Annotated in this window: 18 protein-coding genes and 1 tRNA gene; 9 read left to right on the plus strand and 10 right to left on the minus strand. The window is 59.2% G+C overall.

Annotation, left to right across the window (positions count from 1 at the left end; genetic code table 11):
* The first annotated feature begins 75 nt into the window (after positions 1–75).
* The 3 genes from GRI35_RS06515 (at position 76) to GRI35_RS06525 (ending at position 4,189) form a co-directional block, all read left to right on the plus strand.
* Entirely contained in the window at positions 76–1,263 is a 1,188-nt protein-coding gene (locus tag GRI35_RS06515) for a phosphoserine transaminase (protein ID WP_202390524.1), read from the plus strand.
* Between the two features lie 106 nt (positions 1,264–1,369).
* Positions 1,370–2,953 carry a phosphoglycerate dehydrogenase gene (gene serA / locus GRI35_RS06520; RefSeq protein WP_160613409.1) on the plus strand — a complete coding sequence of 528 codons (1,584 nt, stop codon included), beginning with the start codon at positions 1,370–1,372 and terminating at the stop codon, positions 2,951–2,953.
* Between the two features lie 120 nt (positions 2,954–3,073).
* The gene (locus GRI35_RS06525) at positions 3,074–4,189 is read left to right on the plus strand and encodes an ATP phosphoribosyltransferase regulatory subunit (protein ID WP_160613410.1); all 1,116 of its coding nucleotides are present in this window, start codon (positions 3,074–3,076) and stop codon (positions 4,187–4,189) included.
* Here GRI35_RS06525 and GRI35_RS06530 read toward each other — a convergent pair whose 3' ends face one another.
* Positions 4,190–5,215, minus strand: a complete 1,026-nt coding sequence (locus GRI35_RS06530) for an alpha/beta hydrolase (protein WP_160613411.1) — start codon at positions 5,213–5,215, stop codon at positions 4,190–4,192.
* Between the two features lie 327 nt (positions 5,216–5,542).
* Between GRI35_RS06530 and GRI35_RS06535 the strand changes: the two genes are divergently transcribed.
* The 3 genes from GRI35_RS06535 to GRI35_RS06545 all read left to right on the plus strand — a co-directional run bounded on the left by GRI35_RS06535 (position 5,543) and on the right by GRI35_RS06545 (position 8,120).
* Positions 5,543–6,832, plus strand: a complete 1,290-nt coding sequence (locus tag GRI35_RS06535; protein WP_160613412.1) for an adenylosuccinate synthase — start codon at positions 5,543–5,545, stop codon at positions 6,830–6,832.
* Positions 6,833–6,948: 116 nt separating this feature from the next.
* Entirely contained in the window at positions 6,949–7,068 is a 120-nt protein-coding gene (locus GRI35_RS06540; protein ID WP_160613413.1) for a L,D-transpeptidase family protein, read from the plus strand.
* 50 nt (positions 7,069–7,118) lie between these two features.
* A complete protein-coding gene (locus GRI35_RS06545; RefSeq protein WP_160613414.1) occupies positions 7,119–8,120 on the plus strand; it encodes a helix-turn-helix domain-containing protein in 1,002 nt (333 codons plus the stop codon).
* Between the two features lie 6 nt (positions 8,121–8,126).
* Here the strand turns inward: GRI35_RS06545 and GRI35_RS06550 are convergent, their stop codons facing one another.
* The 4 genes from GRI35_RS06550 to argH are packed head-to-tail and all read right to left on the minus strand — an operon-like array spanning position 8,127 to position 11,802.
* Positions 8,127–8,900 (minus strand): precorrin-2 dehydrogenase/sirohydrochlorin ferrochelatase family protein, encoded by a 774-nt coding sequence (locus GRI35_RS06550; protein WP_160613415.1) that lies wholly within the window; start codon positions 8,898–8,900, stop codon positions 8,127–8,129.
* Positions 8,897–10,156, minus strand: a complete 1,260-nt coding sequence (lysA, locus tag GRI35_RS06555) for a diaminopimelate decarboxylase (RefSeq protein WP_160613416.1) — start codon at positions 10,154–10,156, stop codon at positions 8,897–8,899. The genes GRI35_RS06550 and lysA overlap by 4 nt, the downstream gene beginning before the upstream one ends.
* Before the next feature lie 18 nt (positions 10,157–10,174).
* Positions 10,175–10,417: a hypothetical protein gene (locus GRI35_RS06560; RefSeq protein ID WP_160613417.1), complete on the minus strand. Its 243-nt coding sequence runs from the start codon at positions 10,415–10,417 to the stop codon at positions 10,175–10,177.
* Positions 10,414–11,802: an argininosuccinate lyase gene (gene argH, locus GRI35_RS06565; protein ID WP_160614794.1), complete on the minus strand. Its 1,389-nt coding sequence runs from the start codon at positions 11,800–11,802 to the stop codon at positions 10,414–10,416. The genes GRI35_RS06560 and argH overlap by 4 nt, the downstream gene beginning before the upstream one ends.
* A gap of 16 nt (positions 11,803–11,818) precedes the next feature.
* Between argH and GRI35_RS06570 the strand changes: the two genes are divergently transcribed.
* Entirely contained in the window at positions 11,819–12,400 is a 582-nt protein-coding gene (locus tag GRI35_RS06570; RefSeq protein WP_235900154.1) for a TlpA family protein disulfide reductase, read from the plus strand.
* A 129-nt stretch (positions 12,401–12,529) separates the two neighbouring features.
* On the opposite strand, the gene GRI35_RS06575 is transcribed toward GRI35_RS06570, so the two are convergent.
* Positions 12,530–12,605, minus strand: a tRNA-Val gene (locus GRI35_RS06575).
* A gap of 101 nt (positions 12,606–12,706) precedes the next feature.
* On the opposite strand from GRI35_RS06575, the gene GRI35_RS06580 reads away from it, so the two are divergent.
* The gene (locus tag GRI35_RS06580) at positions 12,707–13,687 is read left to right on the plus strand and encodes an asparaginase (protein ID WP_160613418.1); all 981 of its coding nucleotides are present in this window, start codon (positions 12,707–12,709) and stop codon (positions 13,685–13,687) included.
* 108 nt (positions 13,688–13,795) lie between these two features.
* On the opposite strand, the gene GRI35_RS06585 is transcribed toward GRI35_RS06580, so the two are convergent.
* The 4 genes from GRI35_RS06585 to fmt all read right to left on the minus strand — a co-directional run bounded on the left by GRI35_RS06585 (position 13,796) and on the right by fmt (position 17,306).
* Complete coding sequence (locus GRI35_RS06585) at positions 13,796–14,908, minus strand: zinc-binding dehydrogenase (protein ID WP_160613419.1); 1,113 nt, start codon at positions 14,906–14,908, stop codon at positions 13,796–13,798.
* A 177-nt stretch (positions 14,909–15,085) separates the two neighbouring features.
* A complete protein-coding gene (gene truA, locus GRI35_RS06590) occupies positions 15,086–15,829 on the minus strand; it encodes a tRNA pseudouridine(38-40) synthase TruA (RefSeq protein WP_160613420.1) in 744 nt (247 codons plus the stop codon).
* A 43-nt stretch (positions 15,830–15,872) separates the two neighbouring features.
* Entirely contained in the window at positions 15,873–16,376 is a 504-nt protein-coding gene (locus GRI35_RS06595; RefSeq protein ID WP_160613421.1) for a hypothetical protein, read from the minus strand.
* 24 nt (positions 16,377–16,400) lie between these two features.
* Complete coding sequence (fmt, locus tag GRI35_RS06600) at positions 16,401–17,306, minus strand: methionyl-tRNA formyltransferase (protein WP_160613422.1); 906 nt, start codon at positions 17,304–17,306, stop codon at positions 16,401–16,403.
* 149 nt (positions 17,307–17,455) lie between these two features.
* On the opposite strand from fmt, the gene recR reads away from it, so the two are divergent.
* Positions 17,456–18,052 (plus strand): recombination mediator RecR, encoded by a 597-nt coding sequence (gene recR / locus GRI35_RS06605; RefSeq protein WP_160613423.1) that lies wholly within the window; start codon positions 17,456–17,458, stop codon positions 18,050–18,052.
* Positions 18,053–18,136 lie beyond the last annotated feature (84 nt).

Here is an 18,136-nt window from a genome sequence, read left to right on the forward strand (position 1 = left end):
TGCGACGCAACATTACTGCGCCACTTGGGCCACGCGGTCCCAACGCCGCGCGAGCTCTCTGTAAGGAGAGAATACATGACTGACGTAACCCACCAGGGCGCGCCTGCGCGCCCGTCTATGCCGGCGCTGAAGCCAGAGCGTCCTTTCTTTTCGTCTGGACCAACTGCCAAATTCAAAGGCTGGTCGGCGAGCAATCTTGAAACCAAAGCTCTCGGGCGTTCGCACCGTTCTGCCGTCGGCAAGGCGCGGCTGAAATATGCCATCGACCTGACTCGCGAATTATTGGGCGTGCCCGATGATTACCTCGTCGGCATCATGCCGGGTTCGGATACCGGCGCTCTCGAATGCGCGATGTGGACGATGCTGGGCGCCCGCCCCGCGACCGTCGCGGCGTGGGAAAGCTTCGGCAATGTGTGGATTCAGGACGCAGTCAAGCAACTGAAGCTGAAAGACCTGACAGTCCTCGACGCCGATTACGGCGAAATCCCCGATCTGGCGAGCATTCCGCAGGACAATGATGTTGTCTTCACATGGAATGGCACAACATCAGGCGCGAAGATCAAGAACACCGACTGGCTCGCGGATGACCGCGAAGGCATCACCATCAACGATGCGACCAGCGCGATTTTTGCTCAGGAGATGGATTGGGCGAAGCTCGATGCCACGACTTTTAGCTGGCAGAAAGTGATGGGCTCGGAGGCGCAGCACGGGATGCTGATCCTCAGCCCCAAGGCGGTTGCGCGGATCGAAAGCTACGATCCCGAATGGCCTCTGCCGAAGCTGTTTCGCCTCAAAAAAGGCGACAAAATCAATCGCGCAATTTTTGAAGGTGCGACGATCAACACGCCCAGCCTGCTGGCGACTGAGGATTACATCCTTGCTCTCGAATGGGCGAAATCGCTCGGCGGACGTCAGGCGATGTTCGACCGCGCCGATGCCAATGCGAAGATCGTGACTGACTGGATCGAAGCGACGCCATGGCTTCGCAATATGGTTTCCGATCCGGAACAGCGCACCAATACTGGCGTGTGTTTCGTTCTCCAGGGCGAATATTACGACAGCTTGTCGCCGGAAGATCAGGCGGCGGTTCCTAAGAAAATCGCAGCGAAGCTCGATGAACTGGACGTAGGCTACGACTTCAACGGCTACCGCGATGCGCCGCCAAGCCTGCGCATCTGGTGCGGCGGTACAATTGAGGAAGAGGATTTGCGCCGCCTTCTTCCGTGGATCGAATGGGCTTACGCAGAGCTTCAATCCCAATAAATTTCCCGTCATACCCGCGGAAGCGGGGACCCAGAGTATAGAGCTCATACTTTACCGCCCTGGGTTCCCGCTTCCGCGGGGATGACGATGTTTGAGGTATTTTCAAATGACCAAACCCAAAGTTCTCATCTCCGACAAGATGGACCCGAATGCCGCGCGTATTTTTGAAGAGCGCGGCTGCGATGTAGACGTAATCACCGGCGAAACGCCTGAAGAACTGATTGCCCGTATCGGCGAGTATGATGGCCTCGCCATCCGCTCTTCGACCAAAGTCACGCAGGAAGTGCTCGACGCCGCGACCAATCTGAAAGTGATCGGCCGCGCAGGCATCGGGGTCGACAATGTCGATATCCCCTATGCCAGCGGGAAGGGCGTGGTCGTGATGAACACGCCATTCGGTAATTCGATCACGACCGCAGAGCATGCCATTGCAATGGTGATGGCGCTTGCCCGTCAAATTCCGCAAGCAAATACGCGCACGCAAGCGGGTGAATGGCCCAAGAAGGACTTCATGGGCATCGAGATCACCGGCAAAACGCTGGGCTTGATCGGTGCCGGTAATATCGGTTCAATCGTTGCCAGCCGTGCGCTGGGCTTGAAGATGAAAGTGATCGCTTTCGATCCATTCCTGACCGAGGATCGCGCGATTGAAATCGGCGTCGAGAAGGTTGATTTGGACGGTTTGCTGGCCCGGGCGGACTTTATCACATTGCACACCCCGCTGACCGACCAGACGCGGAATATTCTGAGCCGTGAGAACCTGGAAAAGACAAAACCGGGCGTGCGCATTGTCAATTGCGCGCGCGGCGGTTTGATCGATGAGGCGGCTCTCGCTGATCTGCTGGAAAGCGGTCATGTTGCTGGCGCAGCGCTCGACGTGTTCGAGACCGAGCCTGCCACCGAAAGCCCGCTTTTCGGCAAAGCCAACTTCATTTGCACGCCGCACCTCGGCGCATCGACCACCGAAGCGCAGGTCAATGTCGCGCTGCAAGTGGCCGAGCAATTGTCAGACTATCTCGTCAATGGCGGCGTCACCAATGCGCTCAATATGCCCAGCCTCAGCGCGGAAGAAGCGCCCAAGTTGAGGCCATATATGGCACTGGCAGAGAACCTGGGTTCGCTGGTCGGGCAACTTGCGCATGGCAATCTGACCAAAATCAGTATCGAACGCGAAGGCGCAGCTGCTGACCTCAATGGCAAACCGATCACTGGTGCCGTTCTGGCCGGTTTCATGCGCCGCTATTCGGACAGCGTGAACATGGTGAACGCGCCTTATCTCGCCAAGGAACGCGGCATGGAAGTGCGCGAAATCCGCAACGAGAAGGAAGGGTATTACAATACCCTGTTGCGGGTGACGGTGGAAACCGAGCAGGGCAATCGCTCCGTCGCGGGTACTTTGTTCGGCAGCGAAGCGCCGCGTCTTGTCAATATTTTCGGCATAGGCATCGAAGCCGATTTGCAGGGCCACATGCTCTACATCGTCAACGAGGATGCGCCGGGCTTCATTGGCCGGATCGGTTCGCTTCTGGGTGAGAACGGCATCAATATCGGTAACTTCAACCTTGGTCGCCGGGAAGGCGGGGGTGAGGCGGTGTTGCTGCTGTCTGTCGATCAGCCGATCCCGCAAGAAGTCGTCGATCAAGCCTGCGCGCTCGAGGGTGTGAAGGTTGTGACACCGCTGGCGTTTTAAGACCAAGTTGCAAATCGTCGTCATCCCCGCGAAAGCGGGGACCCAGAATAAATCTGACCGGCGCAGCCACACTGGGTTCCCGCTTTCGCGGGAATGACGAAGTAGGTAAGGGGCGTTACCATGACCACGAACACCGATGATCTGCTGCCCGTAGGGCTATCCGACCGCCTCCCGCGCGAAGCCGCGATTGCGACCCATGCAATGCGCGCAGTGTTGGGGGCGATGGACAGTCATGGCTATGATCGTGTGCGTCCGCCGCTGGTCGAGTTCGAGAAATCGATGGCGGAGCGGATGGACGGGATTCAGCCGCGCAAGATGTTCCGCTTTGTCGATCCGGTCAGCCTCCGCACAATGGCATTGCGGTCTGATATGACGGTGCAGGTCGGGCGCATTGCCGCGACATCGCTCGCGGGCGCTGCGCGTCCATTGCGGCTGTGTTATGCGGGTGAAGTCGCCACGATTACCTCCGATCAACTCGATCCCGCGCGCCAGCGCTTGCAGTTAGGCGCCGAGCTGATCGGTAATGATAGCGTTGCGGCAGCGGGCGAATTGGTCGCGTTGGCGATTGAAGCGCTTGAAGCCGCCGGAGCAACCGGCATCTCGGTCGATTTCACGCTGCCCGATCTCGTCGACGTTCTGGCTGTGAAGGCGATGCCGCTCAATGACAGTCAAATGGCTGCGGTACGCCGCGAACTCGACACCAAAGATGCGGGCGGCCTCAAGCAGGCTGGCGGTGAATCCTATTTGCCGCTGCTTTATGCGACCGGCGATTTCGAAAAGGCTATCGAACAGCTCGCTGCCATCGATGCAGGCGGGGCGCTCACATCACGGATAGACGGTCTCAAAGCTATCGCTGCACGTGTATCTGACAAGGCTCGAATTACTCTCGACCCAACCGAACGCCACGGCTTCGAATATCAAAGCTGGTTCGGTTTCACGATCTACGCCGAAGGCGTTCGAGGGGCGTTGGGCCGGGGGGGGACCTACACAATCTGTGGCAGCGACGAAGCTGCGACCGGTTTTTCGCTCTATATCGACCGCTTGATCGATGCATTGGATGAAGGCGGGGAACGCCACACGTTGTTCCTTCCCTTTGGCCACGACACAGTGGCCGCCACCAAGCTGCGCGCCGAGGGATGGCGGACTGTTGCCGCGCTTGGCGAAACCGATGGTGATCCGGTGGCAATCGGCTGTACCCATACGCTTGACGGCGTGGAGCCGACGAAGCTCGGCTGACTACTCGGTCAACTGCGCAATAAACGCGTCCACCTTTTCCGTTGCCAAATTGTCGGTGCCAAGTTCGGTATTCATCCGGCGGTGATCGGTATTTGGGATCGCCACCGCCTCGGCATTGGCTCCGGCCTTGCGCAGTTTCGCCGCGAACATTTCCGATTGTGCCTTCGCTCTGGCACGATCCGCTACGTGCAGGATCAGCCAGTCCGAGACATCGGGAGCGCCCACATAGGTCGCTGGCGACAGGGCAGCCTGTCGCGCGGGGTCGGCGCTGAAGGCTGGCTCGTAAATCCGCTTCGTTAGTGGTCCGGCGGTCTCCAAAGTGCTCACAGCATCGTAGCCAGCCCCATCGAGCAGGATTACGCCTTTGATAGCGGCCAGATCATCGCCGAGATAGGTCGGGTCGGTCGCAACCAGCGCGGCCAGGTGCGCGCCTGCACTATGGCCCATCAGGATGATCCGGTTCGGGTCGAAGCCAAGTTCCGGCGCATCAGCGCGCAGCTTAGCGACGGCTGCTGCGATATCTGCGGCCTGATCCTCTACTTTAACATTAGGTACCAACCGGTATCCGGTCGACGCATAGGCATATCCCGTCTGCTGGAAATGCGAAGGCTTGGCATGGTTGGCACGCGCGCGGTCGCCCATCTGCCATCCGCCGCCATGGACGAACAGGATAAGCGCAGGAGGCGCGTCTGTGGTGCCCGCCGATGCCATGGGCCGGTAGAAATCGATAGCTTGCCGCGGATCATCGCCAAACGTCACAAGATCGAACTTTTGCGGCGCCATACGTGTCGGCACAGCACGATTGCCAGCACGCCGCTGCTGCATCCGCTCGCGCAGTTCGCTGGCGCATGTTTCGCTGAGTTCACTGCGTTTTTCACGGAGGCAACTGCGTATCTTGCTGCGATCGGAACCGCAAAGCTGGACTATTTCCTGCCTGCACTCGCGCGGCAGCCGCTGTTGTGCGTGGGCTACGCCTGCCACAAGCATGCCTGCCAGCACTGCTCCGCTAATCCAGATTCCGCGCATATGTGCCCTCCTGATGTGACGCGGCAATATGGTGCCTTACCATACGCCAAAAAGTCCAGTCGCAGATTGTCGCGTAGTGTCGCGATGACGGGTGTGAACCCGCTTTCCTACACGCAGCTAACGCGCTATTTCATTATTCATCTAAAGGCGGCACTCCGTGTGCGGCCTTTTGTTGTTTTGGCCGCCTATGGATTGTTTTGTCGAGTGCTCTACAGGATGTGTTTCATCAACTTGCACATTATCGAACATTCAGGCTGTTGCCCGCTTTCCGGGCGTAGTCTACGGCGCATCGGGTTTTTGGGCCGGTTTTTTTGAAGGATAGTCGGATTGGCTAACGTAACTGTGATTGGTGCCCAATGGGGCGATGAAGGCAAAGGCAAGATTGTCGATTGGCTCGCCAGCCGTGCCGATGCTGTCGTCCGTTTTCAGGGTGGCCACAATGCCGGGCATACGCTGGTCATTGACGGCAATGTGTTCAAGCTGAGCCTGCTGCCGAGCGGTATCGTCTCGGGGACGCTGTCCATTATCGGCAATGGCGTTGTGCTCGACCCCTGGGCACTCAAGAGTGAGATCGAGAAGCTGGAATCGCAAGGTGTCACCATTACGGACGACAATTTCGCGATTGCCGACAATTGTCCGCTGATCCTTCCGATCCACCGCGATCTGGACGGTCTGCGTGAAACGGCCGCTGGCACTGGCAAAATCGGTACCACCGGTCGCGGAATCGGCCCAGCCTATGAAGACAAAGTCGGCCGCCGCGCAATCCGTGTGTGCGATCTGGCGCATCTGGACAAGATGGGACCGCAATTGGACCGTCTGTGCGCGCATCATGATGCGCTGCGAGCTGGTTTTGATGAGCCGCCGGTTGACCGCGATCGTCTGCTCAAGGATCTGACCGAAATTGCCGATTTCGTTCTGCAATATGCTCAGCCGGTTTGGAAGCGCTTGAAGAAAGTTCGCAAAGCCGGGGCGAAGATCCTGTTCGAAGGTGCGCAGGGTGTGCTGCTCGATGTCGATCACGGCACCTATCCCTTCGTCACCAGCTCCAACACGGTCAGCGGTACTGCCGCGAGCGGATCGGGCCTCGGTCCGAACTCGACTGGCTTTGTGCTGGGTATCGTGAAAGCATACACCACACGCGTCGGAAGCGGTCCGTTTCCGACCGAGCTGGACGATGCGGACGGACAGCGCTTGGGCGAGCGCGGCCATGAATTTGGCACTGTCACAGGCCGGCAGCGGCGCTGCGGCTGGTTCGATGCGGTACTCGTCCGCCAAAGCTGCGCGATCAGCGGTGTCACGGGTATTGCGCTTACCAAAGTGGATGTGCTCGACGGGTTTGAAACAGTCAAAATCTGCACCGGATACCGGCTGCGTGGGAAGATCATGGATTATTTCCCGTCACATGCCGCCGATCAGGCCGAGGTCGAGCCGATCTACGAGGAAATGGAAGGCTGGAGCGAAAGCACCGCTGGCGCACGCAGCTATGCCGATCTTCCTGCCAACGCGATCAAATATATCCAGCGGGTACAGGAATTGATCGAAACGCCCGTTGCGCTGGTTTCGACTAGCCCCGAGCGTGACGATACGATCCTGATGAAAGATCCGTTCGTCGATTGATGGCCCCGTTTGTTGATTGATGGCTATGCGAGGTGCTTTGGTTCTGGCGGCGCTTGTGCCGCTCGCAGCTTGCCAGCCGACCTCAATGCCAGACGGTCTTGTTCCAAACGAAGAGGATGGCCAAGGGGCAAACTCAGCGGGACTGGACCGATGGCTGTATCGCGGTCTTCCATGAAGATATCAAAGAACTGTGGGATGCGGTTCCGAATGGCATGCCCATAGAGAAACGCCCTTGACCCGGCGATAGTTTGTTCCCAATATGTTCTAATCCTTCAGGAGTCGGAACATGGCACAGGCAGATTTTCAGTATCACCCCACCGAGGTCGTGCGCGATGCCGCTAATGATGCAGCCGGTGTGCCGGTGGCGGTTTCAATCTTTGCCGACCGCGCGCATATTCGCGATACGATTGCCGATGATGCCTGCGCGGCCGGATTGCGTCTTGGACAGGTGGGCGATGTTGCGGATTTGCTTGGCGGAGCAGCGCGGCCATTAGGCGAAGTTGTGGTGCTGGATTGTCCGGTGATCAATGGACGCCGGCTTGCTGCGATTGCGCGGCTTGATGCACGAGCGGCGAATAGCGGTGCGCATTTGATTGTCTCGACGTCGGTTGATGCGCTGGATGATGTGTTTGGCTGTCTCGATCAGTCCAATCCGCAATTGCTGGTCGATCCGGGTAGGGGGGAGCGCGTAATTGCACTGGGCCGCGTTCTGGCCAAAATGCCGAATATGCGGTTGCGCGACCTTTCCGATGAAGACCGGCTGTCTTTGATCCGGCTGACCGAACAGGTTGGCCAGATTGCCGAGCGGCTGGAAAGGCTCGGCGTGAAAGGACAATCGGAAGTTGGCGGCGCGTTTCGCTTTGAATCCCCATTGAATGAATATGGTGGCGAGGAGGCGGAAGACGGATCGGACCGGCTCGTGCGTAAACCACGCCCGGCGATGCCCGACCCGCGTCTAGTGCGCCGGATAATCCGCCAGCGGCAATTGCGCGCGCGGTTTTTTGACAAGGATTTGTTCGCTGATCCGGCGTGGGATATCCTGCTTGACCTGACGGCGGCCCGCGCAGAGCATATGCGCGTTTCGGTCACGTCGCTGTGCATCGCCTCCGGTGTTCCGCCCACAACGGCGCTGCGCTGGATCAGCCAGATGGTCGATGCGGGGCTGCTCGACCGGGTCGAGGATGAGACTGATAAGCGCCGCGCTTTCATCGCGCTGAGCGACAGGGCTGCGGACGCGATGGCCCGCTATTTCGCCGAGGTCGGGAAAGAGGCGAGCTATTCGGTTTGATCCTTTTCACGCCATCCGCAAGATGATCGTGAGGCCTTCCGGAGTATCACCATCAAACGGCAGCTCGCGGCGCAGAGCGTCCGCGCGAGAGCGATCCAGAATGGCAGCAGGTACCTTTGGGTCATGCAGCAATGTATCGACAGTCCCGAGCAACCGCGCCTGCTTGAGAGTGAGATCGTCGGGATCATCGCTGGCGAGCTGAATTTCGATTGTTTGTGATGCAACGGCTTGCTCCGAGCCGGTCAGCCAATCGTCCACGCGTTCGGCCGCCTGGGGATCAAGCGGGTCAAGCAAACCGCCTTCAGCCAATGCAGCATCCAAAGCATTGCGCCGGTCCGATCCATTGGGAAAGCGCGCCCGCATTGCATCGCGGCTTTGTTCAAGCTTTGCAGCGAGCGTGCCTAGTGATTGCGGAAGCAGTTTCTCGAACCGCAGGCGCAGTTGCTTGGCGAGGCCTGCCGATGCGCCGGACGTTCCCATCGCCACCAGCACCGGATCACGGTCGAGAATGCTGGGTGTGGTGAATTCGCACAGTTCGGGCATGTCGGCGACATTGACCAGCAGGCCTTTGTCACCGAGCCGCTTGGCCGCCGCCCGCGCGGCTTTCTCATCTTCCAATGCGATAAATGCGAGTTTCGCCTGATGTGCTTCGGGCTCTCCGCAGGGAATACCGCCAGCGCGTTCGACCAGACGTGTCTTGGCTTCGCCCATCTCGCCGTCGCCGATCACGACTACTTTCTTGCCAGCGATGCGGTGGAGCAGAGGCAAAGAGCGGATCATAGCCAGTCGGGAACGCGCTCTGCGTCCATAATCGCGGCGGCGGCGAGACGGTCGGCGACGACGGCATATTTGTCGCCATCTACCAGAACTTCAGCGACAAAGCCGCGGCTGTTGTAGCTGGAGGCCATCGTTGCGCCATACGCACCAGCGGTGCGGAATACGGCTAGGTCGCCCGATTCCAATGTGTCCATTTCGCGGTTCATGGCGAAGGTATCGCCGGTTTCACAGATCGGGCCGACGATGTGCGAAACGCTTTTCGCGCCGCTCGGTTTAACAGCTTCGATATCGTGCCATGCGCCGTACATTGCCGGGCGCGCGAGATCGTTCATCGCCGCATCGACCACGACAAAAGGACTGGCGTTGGAACTGCGTTTCACGCGGATAACCCGTGTCAAAAGAATGCCCGCATTGCCTGCGATCACCCGGCCCGGTTCGAAAGACAACGCAACGTCCCAATCCTTCGTCACCCGCGCGACCATCGCGCCATATTCAGCAGGTGAGGGCAGGACTTCACCCGCTTTGTACGGCACACCCAATCCGCCGCCGAGATCGGCATGCGTGACTGTCTCACCTTGCGCCCTGAGTTCCGCGATAAGTTCACCGACTTTGCCAAACGCTGTTTCGAGCGGTTCCAGCGTCGAAAGCTGGCTGCCGATATGCACCGCAATGCCGCGCATATCGAGGCCGGGTAGGGCGGCCAACGTAGCGTAAATCTCGACAGCGCGGTGGATTGGCACGCCGAACTTGTTCTCCGCCTTGCCGGTAGAGATCTTCTCATGCGTGCGGGCATCGACATCGGGATTGACCCGCAGAGCGCAGCGCGCGATTTTGCCATGCGCCGCCGCAATAGCAGCCAGTTCACGGCCTTCCTCCTGAGACTCGATGTTGAACTGCCCGATATCGGCCTCAAGCCCTTGCAGCAGTTCTGCATCGGTTTTTCCAACGCCTGAAAACACGATGTTTTTCGGCGCCATATCGGCCTCAAGCGCGCGCACCAGCTCGCCGCCTGAAACCACATCAGCGCCGTAGCCTTCGCGGCTGAGCACTTTCAGCACGGCGAGGTTGGGATTGGACTTCACAGCAAAGGCGATATGCGGATCTTTGACGCCGCTTAGCGCCTCGCGGAATACGCGGGCATGGCGCACCAGCGTTGCGCGCGAATAGACATAGACGGGTGTGCCGACTTCCTCCGCGATGCGGGTCAGCGGGATATCCTCGGCGTGCAATACGCCGTCACGAAGTTGGAAATGGTCCATAAGGTTTGCTCGGGGCTATTATTCCGGGGGAGGTAGATCGAACGGATCGTCTTCGCGTTCTTCACTGCGGCGGCGCAATTCAACGCTGCGTTCGGGCGCGGCCTGCGGCACGGGCGTTAGCAATTCTTCAGCGTTTGGCGGAGCTTCTGCGCCAGTCGGGGCAACCGGCAATGTCGCGCCTTCAAGCGGCTCAAGATCGCCCTTTTGCGCGCAGCCACTCAAAGCACCCAGAGCAATTATACCGACCAGCGCGCGTTTCATGTTTCACTTTCCTTTGTCATGCCCAGCGCTGTGCGCGCGATGGCGACTTGGCGTTTTACCTGCTCCGGGGCAGTTCCGCCATAGGATGATCGCGCGGCCACTGATGCCTCGACCGAAAGAGCCGAGTAAACGCGTTCGTCGACGCGGCTGTCGATGGCCTGAAGTTCGTCGAGCGACAGTTCGTCCAAGGCAACGCCCTTTTGCTCAGCCAGTTTGACCGCAGCGCCGGTAATATGATGGGCTTCGCGAAACGGGATGTCCGCCTCTGTTACAAGCCAGTCGGCCAGATCGGTCGCGGTTGCATAGCCAAGTTCTGCCGCCTGCCGCATTCGGTCTGTTTTGAATGCGCTGTCTGCTACCATGCCGGTCATCGCTGCGATGGAGAGGGCCAGCAGGCTCGCAGCCTCGAATACAGGCGGTTTGTCGTCCTGCATATCCTTGGAATAGGCGAGCGGTAGGCCCTTCATTGTGACCATCAATGCGGTGGTCGCGCCGATCACGCGCCCTGCATGCCCGCGCACCAGTTCCGCCGCATCGGGGTTTTTCTTCTGCGGCATGATCGAACTGCCGGTGGAGAGGCTATCGGCCATCCGCACAAAGCCGAACGGCTGACTCGCCCAGATGATGAATTCTTCGGCCAAACGCGAAAGATGCAGCGCAATCTGGCTCGCCGCCATCAGATAATCGAGCGCAAAATCGCGATCCGAAACTGCGTCGAGACTATTCGCGGTGGGCCGGTCGAAGCCAAGCGCACCGGATGTCGCATCGCGGTCAATCGGAAATCCTGTTCCTGCCAGTGCTGCTGAACCGAGCGGACTTTCGTTCATTCGCGCCCGCGCATCGGAAAGCCGCGACCGGTCACGACGCAGCATTTCGTAATAGGCCATTAGATGATGCCCCAACGTCACCGGTTGCGCGGTCTGAAGGTGGGTGAAGCCGGGCATGATACTGTCCGCATGGACGCCAGCTTGTTTGACCAAGGCAGCCTGCAAAGCTTGCAACCCCGCATCGGTTTGCTCCAGCATATCGCGAACCCACAGCTTGAAATCGGTCGCGACCTGATCGTTGCGGCTGCGGGCGGTGTGAAGCCGTCCGGCAACCGGGCCGATCAATTCGGCAAGCCGGCCTTCGGTGGTCATGTGGATGTCTTCGAGATCCCAATCCTCGGGAACGCCATCCGCTTCATATTCTGCGGCGACTGTGTCCAAACCATCGGAAATCGTTTTGGCATCCCGCGCACTGACGATACCTTGCGCGCCCAGCATCGCGACATGTGCTTTGCTGGCGGCGATATCCTGCCGCCACAGCGCTTTGTCGAACGGAATCGAAGCGTTGATTTCGCGCATGATCGCGCTAGGCCCTTCAGCGAACCTGCCGCCCCACATCTGATTGGAGCCCGTCTTGTTATTACCGTCTTCGCTCACGCGCACTGCCTTGATGCTCGCCGGATTCTCTCTGGCGCTGGGCGCCTGCGATAGTGGGGCGGAGGCTCCGGGGCAAGAACAGGCCGGTTTGGGCGGCGAGAAGGCGAACTTGTTGGGCGAAATAGACCCAAGCTATGCAGGTGAGCTGATGCCCGCGATCAATGTGACTGATCCGGATGGCAAACAGCTTAATCTGGGGGCCTTGCAGGGGCGGCTAGTGCTGCTCAATCTGTGGGCGACATGGTGCGCGCCGTGCAAGGTGGAGATGCCGATGCTGAATGATCTGGCGAAAGAGAATGAAGCGTTGAAAGTGCTGACCGTCAGTCAGGATTTTTCTGGCCTGGAAAAAGTGCCGGCCTTTCTGGACGAGAACGAGCTCGACCAGCTTGAGCCTTGGCTTGATCCTGACGGGAAAGTTGCGGTTGCTGTCGGGTCAAGCGTGCTGCCGACGACTATCCTTTACGATGAGGCGGGTGTCGAAGTGTGGCGCGTGGTTGGTGACTATGATTGGTCGAGCGCAGAAACGCAGGAAGCGATTGCGGCCGTGCTAGGCAATTGATGTTGGCGTACCCGGCGCTTCGCTTGGGATTTTCGAGCGAAAACCGTTCGAAAGTGGTTCCTCCCGCGCTATCGCTTGTGAGCATTTTGGCCAAATTCATCCCCAGGATGAATTCGCGTCACAAAATGCTGGTGGGCGATGACAGGCTCGAACTGCCGACCCTCTCGGTGTAAACGAGATGCTCTACCAACTGAGCTAATCGCCCGATCCGTAATCGGAAGCGCTCTCATAGCGCCCAAAAGTGCAAAAGCAATTACCAATGTGGATTTCTTTGTGCGTTTTTCAAACTGGCGCTAAGGGCGCAGCATGACAAGTGGCCATATTTCCATCTTCGCGACAGGCGGCACAATTGCCGGAATTGCGGGTTCAGCCACGCGGCGAGATTATTTACCCGGGCAGATCGGTGTCGCCGAGTTCCTCGATTCGCTGGCCGAGCTCGACCTTGGTGTTGAACTGCGCGGTGAGCAATTTGCGAATATCGGGTCGGAGGATATCGGTCCTGAATTGTGGCAGCGGCTGCACGAGGCAGCGCTGGCGGCGATGGATGATGCCGCCTGTCAGGGCATTGTCATCACGCACGGCACCGACACGGCGGAGGAGACCGCGTTTCTGCTCGACCAGACATTGCCGACGACCAAACCGGTGGTGCTGGTTGGCGCGATGCGGCCTGCCGATGCGGTGGGCAGCGATGGCTTGCGCAATTTCGCCAATGCGGTGCGTGTTGCGAGCGATCGTGACGCGGCAGGGCGCGGCGTTATGCTGGTGATGAGCGACCGGGTGTTTGCCGCGCGCGATGCCCGCAAGGCGCATACCGAGATGACCGATGCGTTCAAAGGCTTCCCGCGCGGGCCGATCGGCCATGCGACGCCGACGTCTCTCGAATGGTTCGGCCCGGCGTGGCGCGTGGGTGAAGCGGCGCGATATGATTTCCACCTCGACATGCCGAAAGTGTCGATCCTCTATGCCTATGCGGGAATGTCGGCTGATAATGTCGCACAGGCGGTGCAGGGCGGCGCAAAGGGCATTGTCCTTGCAGGATTCGGCCACGGTAATGCCCCGCGCGCTATCCGCGATGCGCTGGCCGAGGCGGTGAAGGGCGGTGTGCCTGTGGTGCGCGCGTCACGTGTCGATGAAGGGTTGGTTGATCGTGAGCCGGAGGATGACACCAGCAATTTTATCGCTGCGAGGGCACTTGGTCCGGCGCGGGCACGGATATTGCTTCAATTGCTGCTTGCGAACGGGATCACTGACCCCGCCCGGATTCAGGAAGAGTTCGGGCGGCGGTAAAAACTCCGTTCGCCCTGAGCCTGTCGAAGGGCCGTACTTGATTTTGAGGCCGAGCAAGAAAGAAAGCCGATCTTTCGACAGGTTCAGGATGAACGGTGTTCTTTGATTTTACGAATGCGGCGTAACCAGATATTTCTCGCCCGTCCGCATCGCGCGGTAATCAATCGCGGCGTCTTTCTCGAGCATTTGCTCAAGATTGACATGCGCTTTGTAATTGCTGGCGAAAGTCGTCTTCATATTCTGCAACACACGGGTGCGCATGCGGATGACGGTTTCCATGCCAGCCTTGGCGAGGAACGGTGTCAGCAACCAACCGGCAACATGCCATTGCAGGCCGTATGAAGGCGTCAGAATGGTAGGGCCCAGGTCAAGGCGGCCATATTGGTACATCTTCTTGTCCTGGTTCGAACCGTAACGGCTGAACTCGGTCATTTTTGATGAGGCGACCTGCTCCATTGCTTTCAAGCAGGCATCAACCATTTTGCCGCCGCCAATCGGATCAAAACCGAGATAGGCGTCGGTCGCGTCAATCGCGCTGCGCAATTGCGCCATGAAATCATCGTCGGACGAGTTTACGACGTATTCCGCGCCCTGACTCTTGAGCAGATCGACTTGCTCCTGCTTGCGCACGATATTGACCAGCTTCATGTCGTCTTCCTGACAGATGCGGTTGAGCATTTGCCCGAGATTCGAAGCCGCGGCGAGGTGGATGATCGCATTGTGACCTTCCATCTTCGCGGTCTCTACGAAACCCAGCGCAGTCATCGGGTTGACGAATGCCGACGCGCCCTCGACCGAAGAAATGTCACCCAGTGGCAAACACATCGGCGCGTCCGCGATGCAATACTCACCGAACGCATTGCCGGGTACGCATGCCACGCGCTGCCCCATCAGGGCCTGCGCCATCGGATCGTCGCCGGTCGCGACAACGGTGCCTGCGCCTTCATTGCCTACGACCGCTTTCTGGCCGTGACGACCTTTTGCGCCCGACAGGAACGGCTCGGGCATTTGCGCGACGATCTTGCCGGTCGAATATTCGGCATTCTCCAGATCAGCGGCGCTGAACAGCAAGGCAAGATCGGATGGATTAATCGGAGCAGCTTCCATTTTGACCAGCACCTGTGTGCCTTTCGGGTCAGCAATAGTGGCTTCCCCGACTTCAACCGTGAGCGTTCCGTCCGCATCGAGAGTTGAGAAAATCTGCTTGCTGGTCGTGGTCATGTGTTGGTTCTCCTTTGAAACTTATCCGTAGGGAAGCACAGGAAGACTTACAACCGCAGTAAACCCACCCCCCACTGCGACTAAGCGCCGCTCCGCGACGCAAAGTCTTGTTGCCCCTCCCTTGAGGGAGGGGTTAGGGGTGGGTGTACGGCGGCGATGATGGCAGACTAACCCGGCTCATTCCGGATACCGAGCTGCGACGAAATATAGCCCTTGAGGTGGCGCGTTGCGCCCGAGCGCCTGCCTGTCTTTGGCTTCGAGCGCCTCCTGCAAACGCTGCTTCGACCAGCGGCCCATGCCGACATAGGCGAGGCAGCCGACCATCGATCGAACCTGATGATGCAGGAAGCTGAGCGCTTCCGCCTCAACCAAAACCCACTCGCCCTCTCGCCTTACATCCAGCCGGTCGAGCGTTTTGATCGGGCTTTTCGACTGACAATTGACCGAGCGAAACGTGGTGAAATCATGCAGGCCGACAAGCACCTGTGCCGCATCATGCATCGCAGATTGATCGAGATCCTGCGGCAATTGCCACGCCCGGTTGCGTTCTATCGTCAGCGGCGCGCGGCGGTTGCAGATGCGGTAGATGTAGCTGCGGCCAATGCAGTCGAACCGCGCATGCCAGCCATCGGGTCTGACTTCGATATGCGTCACGGCTACCGGATGCGGGCGAAGCTGCGCATTGATCGCTTCCATCACGCGAAACGGTGTCAGTTCGGTCTCGATATCGACATGGCTGCGCATTCCGTAGGCGTGCACGCCCGCATCGGTGCGCCCTGCCGATTGCATCCGCACCTCTTGGCCGGAAAACGCCAGCACTGCCTCCTCGACCGCTTGCTGCACGCTCGGCCCATGCTTTTGCCGCTGCAGCCCCATAAAAGGCGTGCCGTCAAATTCGAGAGTGAGCGCGAAGCGGGTCATCGCCGCTGCCTAAACCAGACAATGCGGATTTAGTGAAGCCTGCTTATCCCGCGAGGGTCGGCATCGGCTTCGCTTCACAGCCGCCATCGAAAGCCACTTCGCGCGGCTCCTTGCCCGGCTCGGTGAGTATTTTGGTTACCTCGAGTGTCTCGGCATCGATCTTGGTTTCTGTGCGCGTTCCGTTGGGCGCGGTATAATCGGATGCGATCCGCCCGTCGCCTGCCTCCAGCGAGCAGCCCACCATTCCCGGGTAACACATATCGCGCGCCTGACGGGTCCGCGCGTCATAGCGTTTGGTTTGCCCATCTAGGACGAGAAAATTCTGTGTGATGGTAATGCCCAACTGGCCGTCATAGTTGGGGAAGGCGCAGTCGATGAACATATCTGCGACCGGCTCCGCCCCTTCCGGAATAGCGAATGCACTGGGCGTCCATTCCGCTTGCGCAGCCTCTGTCGGCGCGCCTTCTGGCGGGGTGTCTGTTCCATCACATGCCGATAACAGCATTGCAGTAGAAAGGACGGATGCGGCGCAGAATTTGGAACGCATAATCGAATCTCCCTCGCGCGGAAGTTAGCCGATCTGCGTTCCCGATGGAACCGGCGAACCGCGCAGAAATTCCGCTGCGTCCATTTTCGGTTTTCCGGCGCGCTGGATGCGCAAGGGGCGCAGCGCTTTTTCGCCGCATGCGATGGTGAGATTGTCGTCGATGGTAGTCGCGGCTTCGCCCGAGGCATCGATCAGCTCGGCTTTCAGAACTTTCACCCGCTCGCCGTTCAGTTCGAACCATGCGCCGGGAAACGGGGCTAGCCCGCGGATCTTGCGCTCGATCATTTTGGCGGGTTCGTTCCAGTCGATCTTGGCCTCTGCCTTATCGATTTTTGGCGCGTGTGTTGCTTCGCTATCGTCCTGTTCGACCGGCTGGTGGAAGCTGAGATTGCGGATCGTGCCAACCATCAGTTGCGCGCCGAGTTCGGCCAGTTCCTCAGTCAGTTCACCGGTGGTTTTGTCCTCGATAGGTGTGCGTATAGTGGCCAGCATCGGTCCGGTATCAAGCCCTGCTTTCATCTGCATAATCGTGACGCCGGTGCCCGGATCGCCTGCCATAATCGCGCGGTGGATCGGAGCGGCGCCTCTCCAGCGCGGAAGGATCGAGGCGTGAACATTCAGGCAGCCATGTTCGGGAATGTCGAGCACCGCCTGTGGCAGGATCATTCCATAGGCTGCGACCACGGCGATATCGGGTTCCAGTGCGGCAAATTGGCGCTGCGCTTCCTCGGTCTTTAGCGAAGTGGGGCAGCATACTTCGATGCCGAGCTCTTCTGCTTTCAGCTGAACCGGTGAGGGTTGTAATTTCTTGCCGCGGCCAGCGGGGCGGGGCGGCTGGGTATAGACGCCAACGATATCGTGCGCGGCTTCGTGCAGCGCGGCCAAAGTCGGCACGGCAAAGTCCGGTGTTCCCATGAAGATGATGCGCATTTTGTTTCTTTCCCCCCTCCCTTGAGGGAGGGGTTGGGGGTGGGTGTACCGCTTTCGCAAGGGCCGCCGTACACCCCCTCCCGACCTCCCCCTCAAGGGAGAGGAGATTGTGGTTCAATTCCTATTCGTTTCGCCCTAACTAGGCTTCCATGGCTTCGCAAGAGATCGAGACATTGGCCGCGGCATTGGCGCGTCTTCCCGGATTGGGGCCACGCTCTGCGCGGCGGGCGGTGTTGTGGCTGGTGAAACGGCGGGAAAATTCGCTCGGCCCGCTGCTCGATGCGCTGGAGGCGGTGCGCGACAAGCTGGTCGAATGCGACTTGTGCAGCAATGTCGATACCCAGAACCCCTGCGGCATTTGCGCCGATCCGCGCCGCGATCAGAGGTCGATCTGCGTGGTGGAGGATGTGTCCGACCTGTGGGCGCTCGACCGCGCTAAACTGTTCACCGGTCGCTATCATGTTCTAGGCGGGAAGCTCTCAGCAATGGATGGTGTGCGGCCCGAGGACTTGAATATCGGAGCATTGCTGGAGCGTGTGCAAGCTGGCGGGATTGATGAGGTCGTTCTGGCGATGAATGCCACGTTGGAAGGGCAAACCACTGCGCATTACATCGCCGATCGTTTGGAAAATTTTCCGGTGCGGATTACGCAATTGGCGCACGGCCTGCCGGTCGGCGGCGAGCTGGATTATCTCGACGAGGGCACACTGGCGCAGGCGCTTCGGGCGCGCAGGCCGGTGGATTAGCCGCAACTGCCGTAAACCCATCCCGCTGCGACTAACCGTGCGGCGCCCGGTAAGTCTCACCGCCCCTCCCTTGATGGAGGGTTT

This window comes from Pontixanthobacter aestiaquae (genome assembly GCF_009827455.1).
Classification (GTDB): Bacteria; Pseudomonadota; Alphaproteobacteria; order Sphingomonadales; family Sphingomonadaceae; genus Pontixanthobacter; species Pontixanthobacter aestiaquae.

Coding starts and splice junctions, on each gene's coding strand:
- GRI35_RS06530 (WP_160613411.1), bottom strand. CDS start 5,215: ATGCGCGGAATCTGGATTAGCGGAGCAGTGCTGGCAGGCATGCTTGTG.
- recR (WP_160613423.1), top strand. CDS start 17,456: ATGGCTTCGCAAGAGATCGAGACATTGGCCGCGGCATTGGCGCGTCTT.
- GRI35_RS06515 (WP_202390524.1), top strand. CDS start 76: ATGACTGACGTAACCCACCAGGGCGCGCCTGCGCGCCCGTCTATGCCG.
- GRI35_RS06560 (WP_160613417.1), bottom strand. CDS start 10,417: ATGAAACGCGCGCTGGTCGGTATAATTGCTCTGGGTGCTTTGAGTGGC.
- argH (WP_160614794.1), bottom strand. CDS start 11,802: ATGTGGGGCGGCAGGTTCGCTGAAGGGCCTAGCGCGATCATGCGCGAA.
- GRI35_RS06550 (WP_160613415.1), bottom strand. CDS start 8,900: ATGATCCGCTCTTTGCCTCTGCTCCACCGCATCGCTGGCAAGAAAGTA.
- GRI35_RS06545 (WP_160613414.1), top strand. CDS start 7,119: ATGGCACAGGCAGATTTTCAGTATCACCCCACCGAGGTCGTGCGCGAT.
- lysA (WP_160613416.1), bottom strand. CDS start 10,156: ATGGACCATTTCCAACTTCGTGACGGCGTATTGCACGCCGAGGATATC.
- GRI35_RS06525 (WP_160613410.1), top strand. CDS start 3,074: ATGACCACGAACACCGATGATCTGCTGCCCGTAGGGCTATCCGACCGC.
- GRI35_RS06540 (WP_160613413.1), top strand. CDS start 6,949: ATGGCCAAGGGGCAAACTCAGCGGGACTGGACCGATGGCTGTATCGCG.
- GRI35_RS06580 (WP_160613418.1), top strand. CDS start 12,707: ATGACAAGTGGCCATATTTCCATCTTCGCGACAGGCGGCACAATTGCC.
- GRI35_RS06585 (WP_160613419.1), bottom strand. CDS start 14,908: ATGACCACGACCAGCAAGCAGATTTTCTCAACTCTCGATGCGGACGGA.
- GRI35_RS06595 (WP_160613421.1), bottom strand. CDS start 16,376: ATGCGTTCCAAATTCTGCGCCGCATCCGTCCTTTCTACTGCAATGCTG.
- serA (WP_160613409.1), top strand. CDS start 1,370: ATGACCAAACCCAAAGTTCTCATCTCCGACAAGATGGACCCGAATGCC.
- fmt (WP_160613422.1), bottom strand. CDS start 17,306: ATGCGCATCATCTTCATGGGAACACCGGACTTTGCCGTGCCGACTTTG.
- truA (WP_160613420.1), bottom strand. CDS start 15,829: ATGACCCGCTTCGCGCTCACTCTCGAATTTGACGGCACGCCTTTTATG.